This is a genomic window from Candidatus Delongbacteria bacterium (assembly GCA_020634015.1).
In the GTDB taxonomy this organism is placed as follows: domain Bacteria; phylum CAIWAD01; class CAIWAD01; order CAIWAD01; family CAIWAD01; genus JACKCN01.
The window spans coordinates 625,679-647,059 of sequence record JACKCN010000002.1 but is presented as its reverse complement, the minus strand read 5'-3'; the positions used below and the strand labels follow the sequence as shown (position 1 = coordinate 647,059).

The window sequence follows — 21,381 nt, the reverse complement described above, 5'->3', positions numbered from 1 at the left end:
ACTGGAATCAGGACCGCTTGCCCGCCGTCGTTTCCTCGTTGCGGGCCGTCTCGACGGCGATGGAAAGGTGAGGCAGCAGGCTGAGCACTCCGGGCTTCTGGCCGATGCGCGCGTCCCGGGCGGCACGCGCGGGCTGGGCGGTCAGGCCGCTCAACAGCACACGGATCCTCCGTTCCTCGCACTCCTCCTCGAAGCGCTCGAGAGCGCTCACGCCGCCCGCGTCCAGCAGGGTGATGCCATCGCCATCGATGATCAGGCCGCTGCCGTCCGGGCTCTGCTCCAGCAGCTGGGCCAGAATGCGCTCGGCGGCCGCGAAGAACATGGCTCCGTTGATGCTGACCACGCGCCAGCCTTCGGGCAGCGGAGTGGTGGCCAGAACCGGATCGCTGTCCAGCTCGCGCACCTGGGTGAAGCGCGCGATGTCCCGCATGAAGAGGAACGCGGCCAGCACCATGCCCACTCCGATGGCGATCACCATGTCGAAGATCACGGTCAGCGAGAAGCAGACCAGCAGCACCAGGCGGTCGGCGCGCGAGGCCCGGCGCATCAGCAGCAGGGCCGTGTGCGCCTCGCTCATGTTCCAGGCCACCACCAGCAGCACGGCGGCCATCGCGGCCATGGGCACGAACGCCAGCAGGGGCGCCATCAGCAACACGCCCAGCAGCACGAAGAGCGCGTGAAAGGCTGCCGCCAGCGGAGTGCGTGCTCCGGCCTTGACGTTGACCACCGAGCGCGCGATCGCGGCCGTCACCGGAATGCCGCCGAAAAAGGGCGCGACCATGTTGGCCATGCCGGCGCCCACCAGTTCGCCGTTGGAATGGTGGCGCGTGCGCGTCGAGCGGTCCAGCACCACCGCACACAGCAGGGATTCGATGGCACCCAGCATGGCGATGGTGACCGCGGCGGGCAGCAGGGCGCGAAAGGTGGCCATGTCCAGAATGAAACTGCCGCCCTCGGGACCGGGCAGCAGCCAGGGCAAGGCGAGCCGGGGCATGGCCTGGGGAATGCCGTGTCCGCTCATGCCGTCAATCACATACGCGAAACGGGTGCCGATGGTGTCCACCGGATGCCCGCTCCAGGCCAGCAGCAGGGCGGCCATGGTACCGGCGAAGATCGCGGGCGCGTAGCCGGGCAGCAGCAGCCGCTTCTGGGGCCAGAAGATCTTGACCAGCAGCGTGATCGCCGCCACCAGCAGGGGCGCCCAGCTGGCCTGTGGCAGGGCGGCCAGCAGACTGGCCACCTTGCCCAGGAAGTGCTCGGGCAGCCCGCGCACGCCCAGCCCCAGCAGATCGTTCAGCTGCAACACGGCGATGACCAGCGCGATGCCGCTGGTGAAGCCCACCGTGACCGGTTCGGGCACGTACTCCACCAGCCGTCCCATGCGGGCCAGGCCCATGGCCACCAGCAGTCCGCCGGCCAGCAGGCCCGCGGTGGCCAGACCGGCCATGCCGTAGGTGCTGGCGATGGGGGCCAGCACCACCACGAATGCCGCGGTGGGGCCACTGATGCTGTAGCGTGAGCCACCGGCGAGGGCGGCTACCAGACCCCCGATGATCGCCGAATACAGTCCGTACTGGGGTGGCACGCCCACCGCGATGGCCAGCGCCATGGCCAGCGGAATGGCCACGATGGCCACCGAGACTCCGGCGAGCAGATCCGCGCGCAGGGAATTGAGATCGTAGGGCCGCTGGCGCAGCGCATCACGCAGCGCGCTGAATGGCTGGACCGTGCCCAGCTTGTGACGGTGCGGCAAGGAAGGCTCCTGTTGTCAAAGGGTCGCACGTTGCTCTCACTGCGCTGCCACTGCAGCGCTCACGTTCCGGTCCGGGTGTGGGCGCGCCGGCTCAGCGGCGTCTTGACCCGCCCAGCAATCCGCCCAGCAGGCCACGCAGCAGTTTGCGCCCGACCTGGTTGCCCATGGTCCGCACGGTCTGCTTGGCCATGGTCTCCACCAGTCCCTGTCGGGACTTGGTGCCGAAGAAAAAGCTGCTGAGTGCGCCCGGGCTTTCCGGGGCCGCCTTGCTGGATTGTCCCTCCGGTGTTGCCGGCGCGATGCGGGCCGCCAGCAATTCGGCAGCCGATTCGCGGTTGATGCGTGTGTCGTACCGGCCGCTGACGGGGCTGCGGGAAATCACGGCAGCGCGTTCCTCGGCCGTGATCGCGCCCATGCGGCAACGGGGCGGGCAGATCAGCGTGCGCTGCACGGGCATGGGCACTCCCTTCTCCTGCAGGGTGGAGACCAGCGCCTCGCCCACCGCCAGCTCGCCGATCACGCGGGCCACATCCAATGCGGGATTGAGCGGGAAGGTTTCGGCGGCCGTGCGCACGGCCTTCTGGTCGCGCGGGGTGTAGGCCCGCAGGGCATGCTGGATCCGGTTGCCCAGCTGGCCCAGCACCTCGGCGGGCAGGTCATCGGGAAACTGCGAACAGAAGTACACGCCCACACCTTTGGAGCGGATCAGCCGGATCACCTGCTCGACGCGCTGGCTCAGGGCGGGCGGGCACTTGTCGAAGAGCAGGTGCGCCTCGTCGAAGATGAAGACCAGCCGGGGTTTGTCGGGGTCGCCCACTTCGGGCAGATTCTCGAACAGTTCGGAGAGCAGCCAGAGCAGGAAACTGGAGTACAGCCGGGGTTTGAGAATCAGCTGGTCGGCAGCCAGAATGTTGATAATGCCCCGCCCCGAGAGATCCGTGCGCAGCAGGTCGTTCAGTTCCAGCGCCGGTTCCCCGAGAAAGTCGCCGCCGCCTTCGCGCTCGAGAGCCAGCAGCGAGCGCTGGATCGCCCCGATGGACTGACTGCTGACCAGGCCCAGTTGGGCCGAGATTTCCTTGCGGTGTTCGGCGACGTGAGCCAGCAGTGCGCGCAGGTCGTCCAGATCCAGCAGCAGCAGGCCCTCGTCGTCGGCCAGCCGGAAGACGATCTCGAGCACGCCGGCCTGGGTCTCGTTCAGTTCCAGAATGCGGGCCAGCAGGCTGGGGCCGATCTCACTGATCGTGGTGCGCACGGGATGCCCGGCCTTGCCCAGCAGGTCCCAGAAGACCACGGGGCTGGCTTCCTGGCTGTAGCCTTCCATGCCCAGCTGGCTCACGCGGGCCGCCAGTTTCTCGCTGGGGCTGCCCGCGCAGGCCAGCCCGGAGACATCGCCCTTGACATCGGAAAGAAACACGGGCACGCCCAGGCGCGAAAACCCCTCGGCCAGCACCATCAGCGAGACGGTCTTGCCCGTGCCGGTGGCTCCCGTGATCAGTCCGTGGCGGTTGCCGTAGCGGGCCAGCAGATCCACGGGCGCGTCCGTGCGCCCCAGTTGCAGTCGGTCCATGATCCATCCTTGCAAGACAAACCGGGATACGGTGCCCGGGCGTGATTCAGTGACTTCCTTGAGTGGCCGGTGGCGCTGTCAGGCGCTCCTCGATCGAGACCGGCTGCAGGCGCTCGTCCAGCAGGCGCGAGGTCCAGACGAACTCCTCGCTGGCTTCCACGCGCCAGTCCCGTGCGAAGCGCAGGGCCAGTGCCCGCACGATGGCGTGACAGCTGAGCCCCGGGTTGCCGTCCAGGTGATACAGACCGGAGCGCCCGGCCAGACCGGCCAGGCAGGCAGCGCTGTCATCCAGGAAGGAACACGCGGGCTGCCAGCGGGCGCTGGCAAGGATCCGACCTTCCCGCTGCTGCTGTGCCTCCAGCTGTGCCTGCATCTGGTTTCCCGTCAGGTCCTCGCCGATCTGCCAGCCCAACCTGACGATGCAGGCACCTGGATGATTCTCCCGGACACGCATTTCGCACTCGAGCTTGTAGCGGCCGTACTCGTCCTCGGGCGCGGGAACCCGGTCCACCGTGAAGGGCCCCTGCTGGTGAATCGAGAACACCGAGACCGAACTGGTGTACACGAAGGGTCGCCCGGCACGTGCGCATTCCAGCGCCAGCTCGCCCGCCCAGTCGGGGCTGCCATTGGCCAGATGATACACCGCCGAGGGCTTCAGCTGCCGCAGCCAGTCGCGCCAGGCTGTCGGATCCTCAGGAGGGTGTTCTGCTCGATCCCAGCCGATCACATGATGCCCCTGACTCGCCAGACAGCGGGCCAACCGGGGTGCCAGTGTGCCATTCAGGCCGCTGACGAGAATGGTCATGCGACGGGACTCCTCTTCAGCTGCCGGATGTTTGCCGGCTCACGACAACAACACAGCGCTCTTGACCTGGGCGAACACGGCCAGTCCCGGTGCCAGCCCCAGCTGCTCGCACGAGCGCCGGGTCAGCAGAGCCAGCAAGGGAGTGCCGCCCACGCTGAGCCGCACCATCCTGCGTGCTCCGTGGGGCTCGCCCAGTTCCTCCACCCTGGCGGGCAGGATGTTGAGGATACTGGTGTCACGCGCGTGGCTCAGGGTCAGGCTGACGTCCGCCGCGCGGATGCGCACGCGCACTTCCTGCCCCGTGGCCAGTGCGTGATCGGGCACCCAGAGAGCGCCCCCGGCGAACTCCAGTCGGCACAGCTCGTGCGCGGCATCCCGTTCGCGCACGACCGCCCGGACCAGGGATTCGGCCTGCTCGTTCTCGCCCAGAGGAAGGTCCAGTCGCACCAGCATCTCGCCGATCGGCCCCGTGGCCAGCACACGCCCGGCCGAGAGCAGCACCAGGCGGTCGGCCAGTCGGGTCACTTCCTCGGGTGAATGGCTCACGTACACCAGAGGAATCTCCAGTTCGCGGTGCAGGCTCTCGAGAAAGGGCAGAATCTCGCGGCGATGCTCGTGATCCAGGCTGGCCAGCGGTTCGTCCATCAGCAGCAGGCGAGGGCTGGCGGCCAGTGCGCGGGCGATGGCCACCCGCTGACGCTCGCCACCGGAGAGTCCCGCGGGTCGGCGTTCGAGCAGCGGTTCCAGCCGGAACAGCTCGATCGCCCGCTCCAGTCCCACACGTCGCTCTGCGGCAGGTACCCGCTTGAGCCCGTATTCCAGATTGTCGCGCACACTCAAATGTGGAAAAAGGCTGGCCTCCTGAAACACATAGCCCAGCTCGCGCCGATGGGGTGGCAGGAACAGTCCATCCTGCTGCCACACACGGTCTCCCAGCTGCATGCGGCCACCGGGCACCCGTTCCAGTCCGGCCAGGCAGCGCAGCAGGGTGGTCTTGCCACTGCCGGAAGGGCCGAAGAGGGCTGTCACGCCCTGCGCGGGCAGGGAAAGCTGCACATCCAGGGTGAAGTCACCGCGGGTCAACTGGAAGCGGGCCTGCAGTGTCATGGGCGCAGACCGCGCATGCGCCCGCCGGTGGCGTACACCGCCAGCAGCATCACGAAGGAGAGCAGCAGCAGGCCGGCCGCCAGTCCGTGGGCCTGCCCGTACTCCATGGCTTCCACATGGTCGTAGATCGCGATCGAGAGCACCTGGGTGCGACCGGGGATGTTGCCGCCGATCATCAGCACCACCCCGAACTCGCCGATGGTATGGGCAAAACCGAGCACGGCGGCGGTCAGATAGCCGGGACGCGCCAGCGGCAGGGCCACGCTGAGGAAACGATCCAGGGGTCCGGCACGCAGGGTGGCGGCCACTTCCAGCGGGCGCTCACCGATGGCGGCGAAGGCGTCCTGCAGTGGCTGTACCACAAAGGGCAGCGAGTAGCACACGCTGCCCAGCACGAGCCCCGTGAAACTGAAGGCCAGCGCCTGCCCGCCCAGGGCGATCATCAGCCCCCCCAGCGGCCCATTGGGACCCAGGGCCACCAGCAGATAGAAGCCGAGCACGGTGGGCGGCAGCACCAGCGGCAGCGCCACCAGCGCCTCGACGATCACCTTGGCCCGCCAGCGGCTGCGCGCCAGCCACCAGGCCAGCGGCGTGCCCAGCAGCAGCAGCAGGGCCGTGCTGGTGGCGGCCAGACGCAGGGTCAGCCAGAGAGCCCCAAGATCCTGTGCGGAAAGAGTCATGGCAGGCCGTACCCGGCAGCGCGCAGGATCGCGCGGGCCTCGTCGCCAACCAGAAACTCGAGAAACTGGCGGGCCAGCGGGTCATCCTTGAGCAGCACCGCCTGCTGGATCACGGGGGAGTGCAAGGAGTCGGGCACTGCCCAGCGGGAGCCCGACAGGGATACCCCATCGGCCAGCAGCTGTGAGGCGGCCACGAAACCCAGCTCGGCGGAGCCGCTGGCCACGAACTGCCAGGCCTGGGCCACATTCTCGCCCAGCACGATCCGGTCCTGGAGCGTGTGCCACAAACCCAGTGCCTCCAGCGTCTCGCGGGCCGCAAGTCCATAGGGCGCCAATGTCGGATTGGCCAGTGCGATGTGGCGAAAGTCCCCGGTACCCAGCACCTGCCCGAGCGTGTCCACCAGGCCGGGCTGCGGACTGAAGAGCACCAGCTGGCCGATGGCCCAGCTGACCCGGGTGCCGGGCAGCGCGTATCCTTCGGCCTCCAGCAGGCGCGGGCGCTCGGCATCGGCGGCCAGAAAGACCTGGAAGGGCGCGCCATTGAGAATCTGGGCATAGTGCCGGCCCGTGGATCCGGGTGACAGGTTGACCTGTGCGCCCGTGCGAGCCTCGAAAGTCCGGGCAATCTGGCGGACAGGCACGATGGCATTGCTGGCCACCGCCACCTGGAGCATGGCCGCGTACGGTGCCACAGCCCCCCACAGCGTGAGCCAGAGCGCGAGGATGAGGCGGGTGCCGTTCACCGGAATGTCCTTGAGCTGTTTGCGAGGTACCGACCGGCGGGCAAGATGGCATTGGAAGACGGAAGACGCAGGAGTGGGCGAGCTGTGCCTGCGCCTCCGCGCATGGCTGGCAGAGGCGGAAGTCGGGCGGGCTCAGAGTTCGTCGCGAATCCGCTGGCCAGGCTCCGGGGCTTTCCGCGGACGTTTGTCCGGAGGGCTGATCCTGCGCGCAGGAGCTTTGCTGCTGAGAGGCACCCGCGGCTCGAGGGTGGACAGATCCAGACCCTGCGGCAGTCCCTGGGGAAAGCGGGAATGGGAGGCCAGCATCCGCCAGTCAGTCACGGGCAGATACAACCGCGAGTCCCGCGCCAGGTTGCTGGCGGTCACGCCCCCGGCAACCCACCACAAGGGCCAGGTCAGCAGGGCGAAAGCGCCGTTGGCGAACGGTGCCACCACCGTGGCCCCCAGGGTGATTCCGGATGTCCCCCCGGTATCCGGCAGGTAGTCCTGCACGGTGCCCTGCAGAATCCGGGCGCAGGCCAGAGCCCGGGGACCGTCCCAGGCCAGCACCCAGATCGAATCCTGGCTCACGCCAAGCAGCTCGCCAAGCACCCGTTCGCTCCGGCCTGGCTCACCATGGTCCAGATCGATCCAGCTCCCGTAGACATCCGCTGGCTTGTCGGCCGCACTGGGCAGCCAGCCACTGGGAGCGGTCGTGGCACAACCGCCCAGCAGGCAGAGGGCCAGACCGAGGACAAGGCCATGAGTGCGCGGCTCAGGGCTGGATGACATAGCGGCTGCTCCAGAAATCTTCTTCCATCAAGGGTTCCAGTTTCTTGAACTCCGGGGCCAGCTCGCGCAGGCAGGCGGCCGGATCACGGGCCAGACGGGCAGCCTTGCGCAGGTCCTGTTCCGCCAGCCACTCCTCGCGCATCCATTCCAGATAGTAGCCCCGGGCATCCAGGAAGAGTTCGAAGGACGCGGGATCTTGGGGCAGGGCGTACTGCAGTTGACGACAGTCGCCGGGCAGACTGATCAGCACGCGCTCCGGATCACGCAGGCGGTCCAGTGCGTCGGCATCCGGGCGACCGTCCTGCTTGACGGCCACCGGAGACAGTCGCACGGGCATCACAGGGTCGCCCAGCCGGACGAGCGCGGCCTGGTCCAGTCGCCACAGCCCCCGGGTCTGCAGCAGGCGGACGCGCAACGGACGCTGGACCGTTTCGGGCAACGGCACCAGTTCGGTGTCGGCCGCGATGGGTCCGGTCTCGCCCACCGATCCCACCGGGATCCAGGCGCCCGCCATGTCCAGAACCTGCACTTCGATCGAGCCCAGCAGGTCGCCCACGGCCCCGGCCCTGGCGCACGCATCCGGCCCGCCGGAGTCAAGGGATGCCAGCCAGCTGCCCGCCTCATCGCCCAGCCAGGCCAGCGCCTGATAGAACAGGAAGGTCGTGAGCAGGGTCTGTCGGCCCACCAGCACCAGTCCCAGCGGCCCCTCCGGCACTTCGTCGAACTGCAGCTCCAGCCACTCCCGGGCCGCCAGATCGTGCGGATCCGCGGGGCCGAAGCGTTCCTGGCCGTCCGCGCGGGCCAGCAGCTCGGTGCAGTCCCCCTCGGGAGCAAGGGCCACACTCGCCGGGCGGGCCTCCAGCCCCTGCACGAACACGCCCTCGCCGGTGGCGTAGGTACGGCCATCCGTCGGACGCGGTAGCGCCAGCAGGTCCAACCGACGGATCACATGGGTTTCCTGGGCTTCGTTGGTCAGTTGCAGGCGGATGTCGCGCGTGTTTGCCCGGGCATTCAGCAACATGTCCAGATCGGAGGCTTCCAGGGCCGGTGCCACGGAGGAGCTGAAACACTCGGCCATCAGCACCATCCGGCCCTGGGCATCGGGGGCGTACACCGTGGGGCACGATCCGAAGCAGGCTTTCGGATTCACTGCGCAAACCAGCCCCAGGATACCGGTGACCACACTCATCCCGATCAGGGGCCCCCCCTTGTCCGCCGGTGTGATGTGTGCGGTCTCGCAAAGCACGACGCGGCTCACGGGAACGGCCAGCGACCCGTGCTGCAGAACCCGGCGGCTGGCATCGTAGTGCACGCCCTGGCCAAGAAGCCAGGTGTCCAGCGAGTCGAGCTGCCAGCTGTCGAACAGCAGCAGGTCGCCATTCACAAGGTGGGCCTTCAGCTCCGGACGACTCCCGTCCTGCCCGTGCAGTCCGGCAAGCCCTGCCGGGGGCAGCAGGCGGCGCTCAACGTGGGAGGCACACCCGAGCGCCAGCAGGGCCAGCACCCAGGGGGCCAGCCAGCGAAGATTCAAGGCAGTCTGTGGAACCATGGGTCTTCCCGATTGGGGGTCGTATCTGCGGTATGAGCGCACTGCCCAACAAGGGACTGGACTCGCAGCCCAGGCGGTCGCGCGCAGCACATTGTTCCGTCAGGGCAGCTCAGGCGTTCACCCTGCTGGCCGGTTCTCCGCGGTGTTCGGTCGCTTCGTGCAATCGGCATCCGGTCGTTGGAGCATCCGGTGACACAGCTCAGACCGTTGGCGCTCGAAGGACTCGCTGGTACTGGGCTCGCTCTTCCGCGGCGCTACTTCGTCAGGACCATCGTGCGTGTCATTCGCGACCCCTGTGCCTCCAGCGTGACGACGTACATGCCGCTGGAGAGCGCGCTGGCATCGAAGTCAATCCGGTGCGCACCTGAAGCGGTCAAGCCCTGGACAAGAGTCCTGACACGACGACCTGTCAGATCCGTGATGAAGAGTTCGGCCGGCATGGTGCGCTGAAGACTGAAGGCGATGGTCGTACGGGGGTTGAATGGATTGGGAAAGTTCGGTTCCAGCTCGAAGGCAAGTGGCGCATCCTGAGCATCCGCCGTGCTCTGCCCAATGAAGGAGAGTCCTTCGAGCCTGAAGTCACCGGCGAACTGTCCGACGATCGATGGCTGGATCTCGGTGACCGTTCTCCAGTCGCCGGCAAAGTCAGCCAGGCTGACATCGACGGCGAGTACCTCGCCGTCCATCACGGACACCTGTTCCTGGATGATCGTCTGTCCTTGCTGGAGATGGATCTCCGTGGAAGTACCGAACTCCGAGCCCAGCCCGTCCAGCCCGGCATCACGGAAGCGATAGCGGATGGCGGAAGGGATGAAGGTCTCGAACTCCTGATCATGCTGGTAATTCATGAGCAGCGAACAGAGACTGTTGGGACCACCGTGCAGGAGGACATGGCCTGCAGGGCCACAGACCAGCTCGCAACTCCCGTTGAAATTCAGGAAGTCCATGTAGCTGATGACTCGACGCTGGCCCAACACATTTGGAACGTCCTGCACCAGATTGGAAAAGCTGCCGATCACGGCATTCTCGCCCAGCGTGAAGTCATCGATCGTCAGCTCGGATGCGTGCACGACAGGAATCAGCAGACCAATGCTCAGCAACGACAGCATGTGATTCATGGCAACTCTCCTGGGTTGGAACGGCGATGGGCAGCGGGTGTCTCACGCCACGGTGGCGGCAGGGGCCGGGCATGTCATGTCGTGGTTGCGCCATGACGCGACCGGGTCGTCAACCGTGGGTCGAAGGTCCTGCACGGTCTGCCATCGAGTGGTCGGTGTGCGGGTCAGATCAGAAACGATGCCACCAATGGCAGAATTCGGCGCGAAGATACGCAAATGAGTCCGCCGTGCAAAGCCGCCAGTTCGCCACGGCAAACAAGCCGCTTGTCCTGGTGGCCAGCGGTGCACAACTGGCAACACAGGCCACCGCACCTCTCCCGATGTGTCACGGGGGGCCGGCCCTGACCACCCAACGGCAGCCGGGAGTCCGGCGCGGGCAGCTTCGGTGGCCGCTCAGCAGGGGCGATCGATGGAGGATTGCGAGTCGTGATGCGGATTGGTGAAGGGCACGGTGGCGATCTGCACCACGTCGTCGCGGCGCGCCGCGCGCAAGCTCCACCACATCAGCGAGAGCAGGCCCAGGGCCCAGACGTGCAGCGCGACCAGCTCGAGCCACGCGGGTGCCTGCAGGTGTTCCAGGATGGAGCTGGACACTCCATAAAGCAATGTGATGCCGAATCCTGCACCTTTGCCGCCGGAGGTGACGATCAGCCGGGTGCGATCGAACCAGTCACTCAGCCAGTGCGCGGTGGGCAGGCTGAGGACCAGCAGCAGAGCCGCACTGCTCGCGACCGCCCGGGGATCCCACCCGCCCAGCAGCAGCTGCAAGGCCAGGTAGCTTCCCATGAAGACGGCGATCGTGAGACCGCCGGAGACCAGCCAGAGGCGAAAGCGGGCCAGGTCGCGCACGGGCCCCGGCATGAAGGGAATCCGGCGATTGATCCGGTGCAGCACCAGCAGGCGCAGGCAGAAAAGCAGACTGAACACCAAGGCGAGCACGGGGCTCTTCAGCCACACTCCACCGACGAGGCCGGCTCCGCCCAGCCAGATTCCAACCTGCCAGGGCACGATGACGTACAGGGAATCCCACTGCGCGCGCAGGGCGGCGGGCCACCAGAGGCGGGTGTGAGGCAGATTCTCGTTCAGGCGTGGAGTCTCCCGTGGGTGCCGGAGATCGCCACGTTGGAGCGCACGATCACCGGCGCGAGGGGCCGCGGCGACGGGGGCCGGGCACGTCGCTCAGCGCAGCAGCAGCATCCGCTGGGTCTGGCTGCCTGCGGCGGTGCGCAGCTCGGCGAAATAGACCCCGCTGGGCAGGCGGCCCGACTCGAAGGGCAGGCTGTGCTCGCCGGCCGCCCAGCGTCCGTGGGCCAGTGTGGCCACCCGACGCCCCTCGATGTTGTAGACCGTCAGCGTGATCTCCTGCGCCCGGTCCAGCTCAAGTCGCAGCAGGGTGCGCGGGTTGAAGGGATTTGGCGCGACGGGCAGCAGGTGGGCCGTGGTGGGCAGCGCCACGGGGGCGGGGTCCACGGCCGTCAGGACGTCGTGACGCAGCACCAGCAGACCCTCGGCGGCATCACAGAGCAGGACGATGTCGTCCATCAGAGCCAACTGACGCGCACTGCCGCCCGTTTCGTAGTAGCCGACTTCCACGGGCGAGGCCGGGTCGTGTACATCAATGATCCTCAGGCCGTGGAAATGGTCGCTGACATAGGCGAGGTCGCCGCTGACCTTGACGTGTTCAGCCCATCCGGGCGTGTCGATCAGGCCCAGCTGCACGGGATTGGCCGGATCGGACACATCGAGAATGCGCAGCCCGGCCATGTCGTCGGCCACGTAGAGCAGATGTCCCACCAGATCCAGACCGGTCGCGAACCAGGTATCGAACGTACCGAGCTCAAGGATCGCTCCGGGGTCGGAGACATCGAGAATGCGCACACCCTCGCTGCCTTCCGCCAGATACAGCAGGCCGTCGTGAACCAGCACCTCGCCGAGCCACTCTCCCCGGCTGGAAATGTGTGCCAGATCGCTGGGCGCTTCGGGCTGGGTCACATCCTTGATCGTCAGGCCCGAGCTGTTGCTGACGACATACAGTCTGCCGTCTTCGGCGAACAGCCCCTGAACCAATGATGACGCTGTGGTGATGCCCAGCAGGTGAATCCCGGCAGATTCGCTGATGTCAAGCGCACGCAGCTGACTGCCGTTGCTGACCCAGAGCACATCTCCCGCAAGGGCCAGCAAGCCCGCGCTGCCGTAACTGGTGGGATTCCAGGAGCCCATGAACTGGGGGGCGGAGGGTGTCGCAAGATCCAGCACGCGCAGCCCGGCGGAACCGAAACCCACCCAGGCCAGATTGTCGCGCACCTGCACGGATGTGGCTCCAGGCACGCCGGGCAGCTGGGCCAGCAGGGTACAGTTCTCGGAAGTCTGGGCCAGCAGCAGGGCGGGGGCGCAGAGGGCGATCAGCAGGGAGGTCAGATGCGACATGGGTGCTCCTTTCCCACGGGGGACGTCGGGACAGTGTGCGACCGGGAATCGTGCCGAACTCGCGTCACGAGGGCACACCCGGGTTTGCAGGACTCCACGGGCCAATACTGTTGAAAGCCCGCACGCATCGCAAGGGGAATCTGTGCGCCCGGGAGAAACATCCGTTTGCCCGCACGACATGCAATCCGGCGAAGACGATCAGCTTTGGATGACGGAATCCAGTGCGCGGCGCAGCCCTTCCTGCAGCTCGCCGAATGCCTCGGGGCTGAAGCGGGGCGCGCCCGCCCAGTCATGAAACCAGATCGGCTTCAGCCGCAGCTCCTCGGCTTCGTCGGCGAAGCGGGGGATCACGTGGGCGTGCAGCTCGGGGTCGACATTGCCGAGGATCTCGTAGTTGATCCGCAGCGCGCCGGTGACCGTGAGCACCGCATCCCCGAGGCGGGCCATGTCCTCCAGATACTGGAGTCGGGCCGCTCCCTGGAGGGCATTCAGGTTGGGCACCACGGGATCGGGCAGCAGCAGGCAGTAGCCGCGCAGCACCTGGCTCTCCCCCATCACGGCCCAGCCCGAGGGCAGGGCGCAGATCAGCTGGGGCAGGTCACCCGAGCGGGCGCGCTGGACGAGAGTGGTGATGGCGGCCATGGGACAGCTCCTGTGCGTGGTTGCAGTGCTTGAACGCTGTGTGCGGAGTTGAGAACAGCTGGCAGGTTGAGCCGGGTGCGGCGGTTCGCGCTGCCGGACACTCAAAACGACGCGCTGGCAGGCTTCAGAATGGCGTGATGACGCTGGATTTCCTGCTGAAAGGAGTCCGGCAACCGGGACCACTCATGCAGATCCACCAGGATCGGCAAGCGGCTCTCCTGCAGAGCCGTGACGAGCGAACTCCAATCCTCGAGTGGAAGTGACGGATCACGCGGGTTGCGCAACACCAGATCCAGGTCGCTGCCTTCGTGCCAGGTTCCTTCCAGTCGACTGCCGAATGCCCAGACCTCGGCCGAGGGCACGTGCTGTTGCAGCAGGTCCACCAGTAGAGTCAGGCAAGCTTGAGTCAAACCCAGTTCAGGCATCAGGCAGCGACTCCAGAGTCTTCGCAAGGGCGCGTGCATCGCTGACGAATTCTGGCAACAGAGTCAAGGTCTGATTGGCGAAGCCTTCTCCATAGTCATGAGCCGTCGTGTTCCGGTTCGCCCTGTAGGACAACCAGCGTTCGACCTCATCCAGACTCAGCAATCCGTGTTTGCCCGCATGGCGCAACACATCGTTGAAGACCAGACTGTCCACCTGTCGGGGAGTGGCACCGAATGCTTTCAAGGATTTGCGCAGCAACTTGCCGGCCGTCTCGATCGAGAGCTCGAAACTCTTGATGGCCGCATTGCGGTAGAGATCATGGAACACCTCGCTGTTGTCAGGATTCCGCAAGGCCAGCAGGGCTTGCTCGAGGGTGGAAACCGTTCGAAGGAAGTGTTCGAGATTCAGGGACATGTGGCGACTCCATCCTGATCCGGACCTACTCGAATGGCGTGAAAGTCAACGGCCCGAACTTAGGGAATCGCCATTCAAAGGTCATCCCCGAATCCAGCAGGAGATTGCCTCACGCGCGTGGCGACATCTTCCATTGCTGGCGGCGGTAGTTCTTCCAGTTGCGGCGGCGCTCCCGGTAGAAGTCATCGAAGCTGGAAGGCAGGTGCCAGGGCCGGCGCCGGCCCCGCACCCGGATCGGAAGCTCAAGGTCGTTGCAGACCGTGGCGGCAAACTGGCGCTGCTCGTTGAAGGTATGCAGCGTGCGATAGCGGGAACACAAAGGCATGGGATCCTCCATTCACAATTGCTTGTAAATGGAAGCCGGTGATCTCTTTGCGAGCTTCGGTCCGGAATGTCATACAGGGTCCATTGACTGATCGGTCAGATTGCATGTGAGAGACTACAGGGGACGGGATTCTGCTCTGTCCACTTCAAGTGTGGTTCTCCGGGAGGTCTCCCCAGCGTGATGCAGCACGACGACGTTTGCGTTCGACGACGCAAGCCATCGGAAGTCCCAGCAGCAGACCCGCTCCAATTCCTGCAAGCCCTACCACCGCGAAGAACAGACTGAGGACCAACACTCCCATCAGATCGAAGGTCAGGTTCAGGACAATCAGAATCCCGCTGCACATTCCCAGAATCAATCCGTTGACAAGTTTCCGTATCGTCAGCCAGAATCTTCCGGCGAGGACAAGCACGCCCGCGATCACACCAAGACCGAACACGGCGATCAGAAATCCCTGAATCATCCTGTCATGCCTGGACTCTGCCATCCCCCAATAGATACCATCCATGGCTTGCACCAGACACAAGAAGGACAATAGAAAACCCACTAGACAAGCCATAGCCAGGGTGACAGATCGCTTCATTCAGTTTGCTTCCAGATTGACGTGCCTGACCGAGTCCGCACTGAACAAGCTGATCGGATATGTGAGGTCGGACTCCTTCAGGGAACTCGCCCGAACTCCAGCCTTCATTCCCCCAGCGCGTCATAAGCTGCGAAGACATGCCGCAAGGCCTGCTTCTGCTCTGCGGTGATCTCGCGGTCCTTCTGGAATTGGCGGCCCTTGTAACGGATCACGGCGGTGGAGGAATTCATCACGGCGCGGGCCATCTCCAGGTCCTTGCGGTCGGCATTGCGGTCGAACCATTCCCACTCGCTGCGGCCGGTGTCGCGGTCGAATTCGGTGCTGCGGTAATGCCAGGTCTTGCCATCCACCTCGATGATGAAGGACTCGATGAAGGACCATTCGCCCTCGTTGACCTGGATCCGCAGGCGCAGCCAGGGGTCGCTGTCCTCGCGCTGGCCGATGTACAGGAAAAATCCGCTCACGTTGGTGTAGCCCGGGGAACTGCGGTCGCGGTACCAGCTCACGTGTTCCACCGAGTCGACGCGCATCTGCATGGGGGCCAGGGCGGCCCGTCTGTCCACGACGTCCGCCCGGTCGGGAGTCCCGGAGGTGTCCTTCCAGGACTCCACGTCCGCCTCGCCAGCCGACGGTTCGGGCCGGTCGGACACACGCTCCAGTCGATCCAGCAACAGGTCGCGATCGTGGGACACCATGTCCAGCTCGCGGGTCAGGGAATCAATGCGCGCCTGGAGGGCCGCCTGCTCGGGAATCGACGTGCTCGAGCAGCCATAAAACTGCCCAAGCAGCGCCAGAAGGAGAGTCAATGGAATTAACCGGACCAGGGCGCGCAGCTTGTGCATGAGCGTCTCCGCCTTGAAGCTTGAATTCAGGATGGGGCGAGAACAGCGGCCAAAATAGACCAATGGCGGCACGGATCGAAACACTATTGCGCTGGCGCGAACATATCGGCTCGTGCGGTCAGCGGGCGGCTCAGCGGGGAAATCAACGGACGCGAATGTCCAAGGGTGCCGGATGGGCAGCTTTCACGCCCCGGCAGACTCAAGCTCGATCCAGTAGCGCCGTTTCTGCAATGTCGTTTCGGGTTCGTCGCACAAGCCCGCGAATACCCCGCCGCACCTCTCGATCACCCGGCAAGAGGCCAGGTTGTCCTCATCGCAGGTCAGCAGGATACGCTTCAGACCCAGTCCGGCACAGATCGGCAGGGACTGCCTCAGCATCGCGCGAGCATGGCCCCGCCGACGGCAATCGGGAATCACAGCGTAACCAATGTGCCCTCCCACTCGCTCCAGACTGTCGTTCACGTGGTGTCGAATGGAGATCCGCCCGACGATGCGCCCGTCCACCACACCCACCAGAAACGAATTGGGCACCCACCCAGCGGGCAATGACCTGCCCTGGCTCCAGTCCTCCAGCAATCGGAGATGGTGTTGAAAATCCCTGGTTGCGTCATGATGGGATGCGAACGAAAAGGGCGGTGTGTCATTCCGGAACGCAGCGATCGCATCGAGGAATGATGCTTCATCCTCAAGACACAGGGGCCGCAGGATGAGGTTTCCTGATTCCATGGTCTGTTCCTGGCAAAGGGATTCGGACTTGTCAGTGATCCATCCATGCGCGGAGCATCAGGAGTCCGCGGAAATGAATTCCATGGTGCGTGCCACATGCACATCCGCGACGATTTCCCGGGCGTAGCTGGAATTCGCACCCTGGTCGTACTTGCGCAGATACTCGGCGCTGATGGCCGCGGACATCGCCTCCAGATCCGGAGGAATGATCCCGCGCACCGCAACTTCCTGCCCCCCGCTGCTCAGCACACCCGGCTCGCCAGCCAGGAAGAGCGTATACCAACTCCGTTCTGCCAATCCCCAGGAGCGCGCGAACAGGCGACCCTGCACCACCACGACCCAGATCTCAAGAAAGTCCCGCACGGGAGGGCCGGCACGGACACCGGTCAGATTGCTTGCGTGCACGGCGTCGAGGAAGGTGATGGGGATCATTGCGGGGGCCTGTTCATGGGTTGGTTTGATCCATCAGTCGTGGCGTGATGCGAGGGGAACGATTGAGAAGTGGGCCATAAGCATAGAAGTGTGTCTTACCATTCCGGGCGACCCATTCCGGGCGACCCGATCACGCGGACAGTATGTGAAAGCGGGTCGGGTAACGAGCTTCAGCGGGCCCGACTGGATGTTGCGTCGTCCTGTCGTGGCGTCGTGCGTTCGGATCGGCACAAGGGTCAGGGAGTGGACGCACTGACTGCCTGAATCAGGGCGGCGCCGAGGGCGTGGTTGGGCATCAGGCCGGAGAAGTTCTCGGAGCCGGGGCCCCAGGCCAGCAGCGGCACGGCGGCGGACGTGTGATGCGTGGCTCCCCAGCCGGGACCTGACTCGGGCAGGGAAAGTCCACCCGTTTCGTGATCCGCCGTGACCACCAGCAGGGTGTGGCCGTCGGCGATGGCGAAGTCCAGGGCCACACCAACGGCGGCGTCGAAGTCGAGGGTTTCGTTGATCACGCCTTGAAAATCGTTGCCGTGTCCGCTCCAGTCGATCTGGCTGCCTTCCACCATCAGGAAGAAGCCGTCGCTGAGAGACAGCAGGGCCAGCGCGTCCTGGGTCATGCGCGCCAGACTGATCTCGCGCTCCGCGGCGGGGCCGCCGTGGTCGGCGGCCAGCAGGGCCAGGGCCGGGCGCTGCCAGCGGGCGGCCGTGTACTCCGCCGGGCTGAAGGCCAGACTGCGGAAGCGCTGGCGCAGCGTGGGGCGCAGATCCACGTCGTCATGGCGACGCGAGCCCTGTTCTCCACTGGGCACGAACTGGCCCCAGCCATAGCCGAAGAGCACGTCCAGCGGGGCCAGGGCCAACTGGGCCGCGATGGCGTCCTCCATGTCGCGCTTGAGCACATGCGCGGCGAATGAGGCCGGGGTGGCGTGCGTCACCCGGCAGGTCACCACCAGCCCGGTGGCCATGCCCCGTGCGGCGGCCAGTTCCAGCACCGTGCGCAGGGTGTCGCCCGCGGGCGAGAGACCGATCACGCCATTGTTGGTGGACACGCCCGTGGCCAGGGCGGTGGCGGCGGCCGCACTGTCGGTGACGCGCTGGTCGGCGGCCTCGGTGAAGACCAGGCCTCCGCTGCGCAAACGTTCCATGTTCAGCCCGGGATGGGCTTCGCGGGTGGCGGTCAGCTGGCCCACGCCCATGCCGTCGCCGATCATCAGGATCACCCGGGTCGGGGCCGCACCGGCGCGGAGGCTCAGCGCAAGCAGAAGCAGGGGCAGCAGTCTGGCGATCATGGTCCATCCTCCGGGCAAGTCGAACAGGGTGCATTGAGTCTTCGGGGGCGCTGTCATTCACAGCGGCCATTGCAGGTGAAACACGGGGCGCCCCCCTTGCGGACGGCCTCCAGCCGGGTGATGAGTTCCGTTTCCGCTTTGTCGGGCCAGGCCCAGCGGCAGTCGGGACAGTGATACTTGCGGTTGCGGGAACTGAAGCAGACCAGCGGACCCGCCTGGTCGAAGGGGGCCTGCCCCAGATTCACCGAGTGGTTGGACAGGAGCGTCGTTTCCTGCGGGACCTGGGTTGAGTCCGGCCGCGTATGGTCCGTGATCCAGGTTTCCAGTGCCTGCAACTCGGCGCTGTCCAGTTTCTGCAGGCCGCAGCGGGTGAAGTCCTCCTGGCCCATGCTGGTGGCCAGATCCAGCGCCCACAGGTTCAGGGGCAGCAGGACACACCACAGCAGCCAGAGTCCGCGTGCACGCATGGCTTTCTCCCTATCGTTCGCAGGGTCCTACTTCAGCAAGGTCACTCGCGTGGTCTGCCGCCCCTGCGGACCCTCCAGCGTCAGCAGGTAACTGCCCGACGCCAGCGTCGATCCGTTCAGCAGCAGGCTGTGCTCTCCAGCCTGGCGCATGCCCTGCTCGAGAATCCGCACTCGCTGGCCCGCCAGGTTGTACAACTCCAGCTGGACGATGCCCGGGGCTTCGAGCCGATAGCGGATGCGCGTGTCCGGGTTGAAGGGATTGGGACCCGCGCTCAGCTGATAGCTCGCCGGCTGCTCGGGCATTCTGTCATCCACGGATGTGGAATGGGTGAGCTCGAAGTCCCAGATGCCGCGACCGTAGGTCACGAAGCGTGCGGTCTGGCGGCTTTCGATCCACTCCACGTTCCAGTAGACCTGGTCGGGAGCGGCCAGTCCGGCGATGCTCTGCCAGCTCTGCTCGGCGGCGTCCCAGACCCAGGGGCCCAGTTCGCTGGCGGCGAAAAGCCATTGACCATCGTCACTGACCGCCAGCGCGTAGACCAGCGTGCCGGGCAGGCCGGCGTCCATGGGCTGGAAACTGGCGCCGAAGTCGGCACTGGTGTACACGGGCGGGTTGTCGTAACCGCTGCCGCAGACCCAGAGCCGGCCCGGTTCGCTGGGTGACACGGCAATGTCGTTGCCGTGGAAGTAGTGGGCATCCGGGCCATCGAAGCCCGCGCTCTGGGTCCAGCTGTCGCCCGCGTCCGCGCTGCTGAAGAACCGGCCCTGGCCGGTCATGGCGTACCAGCGCTGGGGGTCGTCGGGCGCACAGGCCATGGCCGACAGCGCACCGCCATTGCCGTTGGCGAAGTTCCAGGGATGCTCGCTGTGCTGCAGGGAATTGCCCACCCGCTGGATGCGCTGGAGGTGGGTGCCGCCGTTCTCGCCGCCGCCGGCCATCCAGACCACGGTCGGGTCAAGGGGATCGGCCATCAGGGGCGGCAGCCAGTAGTGGCCGCTGGTGGTGAAGTCCCAGAAGAGCGCCTGCTCGCTGGCGGTGGCCTCGGGATAATGCATCACGAAACCGGGGTAGACGCACCAGAGGCTGTTGCCGCCATCGCCGGACACCAACTGGGCGTAGTCGCCGCTGATCAGCTGGTCAAAGGCGATCAGCCCGCCCTGGTCCCCCGTGCTGCGCTGGAAACCCTGATCCTGGGCGCCCGCGTAGACGATGTCCGGGAACTGGTGGTGGCTGTAACTGCCGTAGTACTGGCTGACATTCAGCCCCCGGAGGGACAGGTTCTTCACGCTCTGCAGACCGTCAGTGCTGAGATACAGGCCGCCGTCCGTGCTGATGAACACACCTTCGGCCCAGTCGGCCCCGGCGGGCGCGGGCACGGCCTGGAGGCCCGGAATGTCGGCGTGCAGGAAATTATCGGGGTCGTCGTAATACTGCCACCAGATGTTGGGACGGGTCCAGTTGGCGCCCGCGTCCTCGCTGCGGTAGGCATCCACGCCACCGATCCAGATCGGCCCGCCTTCCAGCGCGCTGATGCCGAAACTGTTGATCATGAAGGTCCCGGTGGGCGCGTTGCCGCTCTGGCTCCAGCTCTGGCCCCCGTCGGTGCTGTGGTAGAGAATGCTCGCATTGCCCAGCGACAGCGCGGCGAAGAGTTCCACCCCCTGGGCCGTGTGACGCCCACGCAGGTGAGTCCGACCCACGGCCGACGGGCTGTGATTCTGGGGCAGCTGGCCCAGGGCGGTCAGTTCACCACTGGGTGCGATGGCCCAGCATTGCAGGTTCTCGAGCAGGAATCCGCCGCTGCCGTCCCCGGCGGACCAGATGTCGGCAAGCTGGGGTTCGCAGCTGCAGTCGTGCGCCCGCAGGAAGTTCACCCCGCCATTGCGGCTGGTGTACAGGGAGGCGCGGCTGACCCAGTTGGTGTAGTCCCACTCCCGCGCGAGCAGCAGCAGGGTGTCGGACGCGGCGTCCAGCGCCTCGGCGCGGATGCAGCCCCCCCAGTCCTCGGGGTCGTCCAGGCCCTGTGCGTGTTGCCAGAGCTGACCTTCGTCGTCGGAAAAGTCGAACAGTCTGCCCCCGCTGTGCGCCACCCAGAGCCTGGCCGGACGGGCCTCGCGGGCCGCCCGCCGCCCGATGCTGACGATGTCGGGCATGACCAGCCAGTCGTTGAGGGACACCCAGTTCGAGCCATCCAGCGGCCCCGTCCAGACGATGCCACCATCGGAAGCCGCCCAGACCGTGCTGTCCACCAGCATGGCGCAACGGATGCGGCCGGCCTGGTTGGAGCTGCCCCGTTCGGTCCAGCTGCCTTCCACCTCGCGCTGGCCATCCCGCAGCGGCACAGGTCGGTCCAGTGCCTGCACACCCTCGAGGCGCACACGGTTCAGGCGTTCATCCTGCAGGCGCAACCGGTTGACTCTGTCCCGGGTCCGCCAGTCGGTGCCCGGGGCCGCGCGGTGCAGACTGTCGATCCAGGCCTTGCGCTCCGCCTTGTACTCGCGGCGTTCTTCGCGCAGACGAGCGCGGTCGGCGCCACCCAGCGCATGGCTGCGTTGCCGCAGCGAGGTTTCGGTGGGCTGCGGACGGCGGACCGTCGTGTCCGTCCCTTCCACCGTGTATCGATACAGACCCAGCCCGGCCAGCAACGCGACCACCGTCAGTCCCGCCGTGATTCGACTCGCTCGCATGCACTCTCCGTGGAACAGGAATTGACT

22 protein-coding genes are annotated in these 21,381 nt (G+C 66.0%); all 22 read right to left on the bottom strand.

The genetic code is table 11. The features are described 5' to 3' along the window. Positions 1-7: 7 nt before the first annotated feature. Entirely contained in the window at positions 8-1,753 is a 1,746-nt protein-coding gene (gene dauA, locus H6678_06665) for a C4-dicarboxylic acid transporter DauA (GenBank protein ID MCB9473474.1), read from the bottom strand. Positions 1,754-1,844: 91 nt separating this feature from the next. After that, positions 1,845-3,320: a DUF853 family protein gene (locus H6678_06660; protein MCB9473473.1), complete on the bottom strand. Its 1,476-nt coding sequence runs from the start codon at positions 3,318-3,320 to the stop codon at positions 1,845-1,847. Positions 3,321-3,366: 46 nt separating this feature from the next. Beyond that, a complete protein-coding gene (locus H6678_06655) occupies positions 3,367-4,125 on the bottom strand; it encodes a sugar nucleotide-binding protein (protein ID MCB9473472.1) in 759 nt (252 codons plus the stop codon). A 39-nt stretch (positions 4,126-4,164) separates the two neighbouring features. Continuing rightward, positions 4,165-5,232: a molybdenum ABC transporter ATP-binding protein gene (gene modC, locus H6678_06650; protein ID MCB9473471.1), complete on the bottom strand. Its 1,068-nt coding sequence runs from the start codon at positions 5,230-5,232 to the stop codon at positions 4,165-4,167. Further along, on the bottom strand, positions 5,229-5,912 hold the full coding sequence (modB, locus tag H6678_06645) for a molybdate ABC transporter permease subunit (protein MCB9473470.1): 684 nt from the start codon (positions 5,910-5,912) through the stop codon (positions 5,229-5,231). Before modB ends, modC begins: the two co-directional genes overlap by 4 nt. Further along, positions 5,909-6,586, bottom strand: coding sequence for a molybdate ABC transporter substrate-binding protein (modA, locus tag H6678_06640; protein ID MCB9473469.1), 678 nt, complete (start codon positions 6,584-6,586; stop codon positions 5,909-5,911). Before modA ends, modB begins: the two co-directional genes overlap by 4 nt. A 201-nt stretch (positions 6,587-6,787) precedes the next feature. After that, the gene (locus tag H6678_06635; GenBank protein ID MCB9473468.1) at positions 6,788-7,426 is read right to left on the bottom strand and encodes a hypothetical protein; all 639 of its coding nucleotides are present in this window, start codon (positions 7,424-7,426) and stop codon (positions 6,788-6,790) included. Continuing rightward, the gene (locus tag H6678_06630) at positions 7,410-8,975 is read right to left on the bottom strand and encodes a hypothetical protein (GenBank protein ID MCB9473467.1); all 1,566 of its coding nucleotides are present in this window, start codon (positions 8,973-8,975) and stop codon (positions 7,410-7,412) included. Before H6678_06630 ends, H6678_06635 begins: the two co-directional genes overlap by 17 nt. Positions 8,976-9,229: 254 nt before the next feature. After that, positions 9,230-10,093 carry a T9SS type A sorting domain-containing protein gene (locus H6678_06625; GenBank protein ID MCB9473466.1) on the bottom strand — a complete coding sequence of 288 codons (864 nt, stop codon included), beginning with the start codon at positions 10,091-10,093 and terminating at the stop codon, positions 9,230-9,232. Positions 10,094-10,486: 393 nt separating this feature from the next. Continuing rightward, the gene (locus tag H6678_06620; GenBank protein ID MCB9473465.1) at positions 10,487-11,101 is read right to left on the bottom strand and encodes a hypothetical protein; all 615 of its coding nucleotides are present in this window, start codon (positions 11,099-11,101) and stop codon (positions 10,487-10,489) included. Positions 11,102-11,272: 171 nt separating this feature from the next. After that, the gene (locus tag H6678_06615) at positions 11,273-12,520 is read right to left on the bottom strand and encodes a T9SS type A sorting domain-containing protein (GenBank protein ID MCB9473464.1); all 1,248 of its coding nucleotides are present in this window, start codon (positions 12,518-12,520) and stop codon (positions 11,273-11,275) included. A 198-nt stretch (positions 12,521-12,718) separates the two neighbouring features. Then, positions 12,719-13,162 (bottom strand): hypothetical protein, encoded by a 444-nt coding sequence (locus H6678_06610; GenBank protein ID MCB9473463.1) that lies wholly within the window; start codon positions 13,160-13,162, stop codon positions 12,719-12,721. Positions 13,163-13,263: 101 nt separating this feature from the next. Next, on the bottom strand, positions 13,264-13,587 hold the full coding sequence (locus H6678_06605; protein ID MCB9473462.1) for a nucleotidyltransferase domain-containing protein: 324 nt from the start codon (positions 13,585-13,587) through the stop codon (positions 13,264-13,266). Beyond that, positions 13,580-14,002, bottom strand: a complete 423-nt coding sequence (locus H6678_06600; protein MCB9473461.1) for a nucleotidyltransferase substrate binding protein — start codon at positions 14,000-14,002, stop codon at positions 13,580-13,582. The genes H6678_06605 and H6678_06600 overlap by 8 nt, the downstream gene beginning before the upstream one ends. 109 nt (positions 14,003-14,111) lie before the next feature. After that, a complete protein-coding gene (locus H6678_06595) occupies positions 14,112-14,327 on the bottom strand; it encodes a hypothetical protein (GenBank protein ID MCB9473460.1) in 216 nt (71 codons plus the stop codon). Positions 14,328-14,472: 145 nt separating this feature from the next. Continuing rightward, positions 14,473-14,910 carry a hypothetical protein gene (locus tag H6678_06590; GenBank protein MCB9473459.1) on the bottom strand — a complete coding sequence of 146 codons (438 nt, stop codon included), beginning with the start codon at positions 14,908-14,910 and terminating at the stop codon, positions 14,473-14,475. 104 nt (positions 14,911-15,014) lie between these two features. Continuing rightward, positions 15,015-15,752, bottom strand: a complete 738-nt coding sequence (locus H6678_06585; protein ID MCB9473458.1) for a hypothetical protein — start codon at positions 15,750-15,752, stop codon at positions 15,015-15,017. Positions 15,753-15,935: 183 nt separating this feature from the next. Continuing rightward, positions 15,936-16,478 carry a GNAT family N-acetyltransferase gene (locus H6678_06580; GenBank protein MCB9473457.1) on the bottom strand — a complete coding sequence of 181 codons (543 nt, stop codon included), beginning with the start codon at positions 16,476-16,478 and terminating at the stop codon, positions 15,936-15,938. A 57-nt stretch (positions 16,479-16,535) separates the two neighbouring features. Continuing rightward, positions 16,536-16,910: a DUF2255 family protein gene (locus H6678_06575; GenBank protein ID MCB9473456.1), complete on the bottom strand. Its 375-nt coding sequence runs from the start codon at positions 16,908-16,910 to the stop codon at positions 16,536-16,538. 236 nt (positions 16,911-17,146) lie between these two features. Then, positions 17,147-18,199 (bottom strand): alkaline phosphatase, encoded by a 1,053-nt coding sequence (locus tag H6678_06570; GenBank protein MCB9473455.1) that lies wholly within the window; start codon positions 18,197-18,199, stop codon positions 17,147-17,149. A 53-nt stretch (positions 18,200-18,252) separates the two neighbouring features. Then, entirely contained in the window at positions 18,253-18,666 is a 414-nt protein-coding gene (locus H6678_06565) for a hypothetical protein (protein ID MCB9473454.1), read from the bottom strand. A gap of 27 nt (positions 18,667-18,693) precedes the next feature. Beyond that, the gene (locus H6678_06560) at positions 18,694-21,354 is read right to left on the bottom strand and encodes a T9SS type A sorting domain-containing protein (GenBank protein MCB9473453.1); all 2,661 of its coding nucleotides are present in this window, start codon (positions 21,352-21,354) and stop codon (positions 18,694-18,696) included. Between the last annotated feature and the right edge of the window lie 27 nt (positions 21,355-21,381).

Coding starts and splice junctions, on each gene's coding strand:
- H6678_06575 (MCB9473456.1), bottom strand. CDS start 16,910: ATGATCCCCATCACCTTCCTCGACGCCGTGCACGCAAGCAATCTGACC.
- H6678_06625 (MCB9473466.1), bottom strand. CDS start 10,093: ATGAATCACATGCTGTCGTTGCTGAGCATTGGTCTGCTGATTCCTGTC.
- modC (MCB9473471.1), bottom strand. CDS start 5,232: ATGACACTGCAGGCCCGCTTCCAGTTGACCCGCGGTGACTTCACCCTG.
- H6678_06595 (MCB9473460.1), bottom strand. CDS start 14,327: ATGCCTTTGTGTTCCCGCTATCGCACGCTGCATACCTTCAACGAGCAG.
- H6678_06600 (MCB9473461.1), bottom strand. CDS start 14,002: ATGTCCCTGAATCTCGAACACTTCCTTCGAACGGTTTCCACCCTCGAG.
- H6678_06580 (MCB9473457.1), bottom strand. CDS start 16,478: ATGGAATCAGGAAACCTCATCCTGCGGCCCCTGTGTCTTGAGGATGAA.
- H6678_06590 (MCB9473459.1), bottom strand. CDS start 14,910: ATGAAGCGATCTGTCACCCTGGCTATGGCTTGTCTAGTGGGTTTTCTA.
- H6678_06560 (MCB9473453.1), bottom strand. CDS start 21,354: ATGCGAGCGAGTCGAATCACGGCGGGACTGACGGTGGTCGCGTTGCTG.
- H6678_06610 (MCB9473463.1), bottom strand. CDS start 13,162: ATGGCCGCCATCACCACTCTCGTCCAGCGCGCCCGCTCGGGTGACCTG.
- H6678_06570 (MCB9473455.1), bottom strand. CDS start 18,199: ATGATCGCCAGACTGCTGCCCCTGCTTCTGCTTGCGCTGAGCCTCCGC.
- H6678_06605 (MCB9473462.1), bottom strand. CDS start 13,587: ATGCCTGAACTGGGTTTGACTCAAGCTTGCCTGACTCTACTGGTGGAC.
- H6678_06660 (MCB9473473.1), bottom strand. CDS start 3,320: ATGGACCGACTGCAACTGGGGCGCACGGACGCGCCCGTGGATCTGCTG.
- H6678_06615 (MCB9473464.1), bottom strand. CDS start 12,520: ATGTCGCATCTGACCTCCCTGCTGATCGCCCTCTGCGCCCCCGCCCTG.
- H6678_06585 (MCB9473458.1), bottom strand. CDS start 15,752: ATGCACAAGCTGCGCGCCCTGGTCCGGTTAATTCCATTGACTCTCCTT.
- H6678_06655 (MCB9473472.1), bottom strand. CDS start 4,125: ATGACCATTCTCGTCAGCGGCCTGAATGGCACACTGGCACCCCGGTTG.
- modB (MCB9473470.1), bottom strand. CDS start 5,912: ATGACTCTTTCCGCACAGGATCTTGGGGCTCTCTGGCTGACCCTGCGT.
- H6678_06635 (MCB9473468.1), bottom strand. CDS start 7,426: ATGTCATCCAGCCCTGAGCCGCGCACTCATGGCCTTGTCCTCGGTCTG.
- H6678_06630 (MCB9473467.1), bottom strand. CDS start 8,975: ATGGTTCCACAGACTGCCTTGAATCTTCGCTGGCTGGCCCCCTGGGTG.
- modA (MCB9473469.1), bottom strand. CDS start 6,586: ATGCTCCAGGTGGCGGTGGCCAGCAATGCCATCGTGCCTGTCCGCCAG.
- H6678_06565 (MCB9473454.1), bottom strand. CDS start 18,666: ATGCGTGCACGCGGACTCTGGCTGCTGTGGTGTGTCCTGCTGCCCCTG.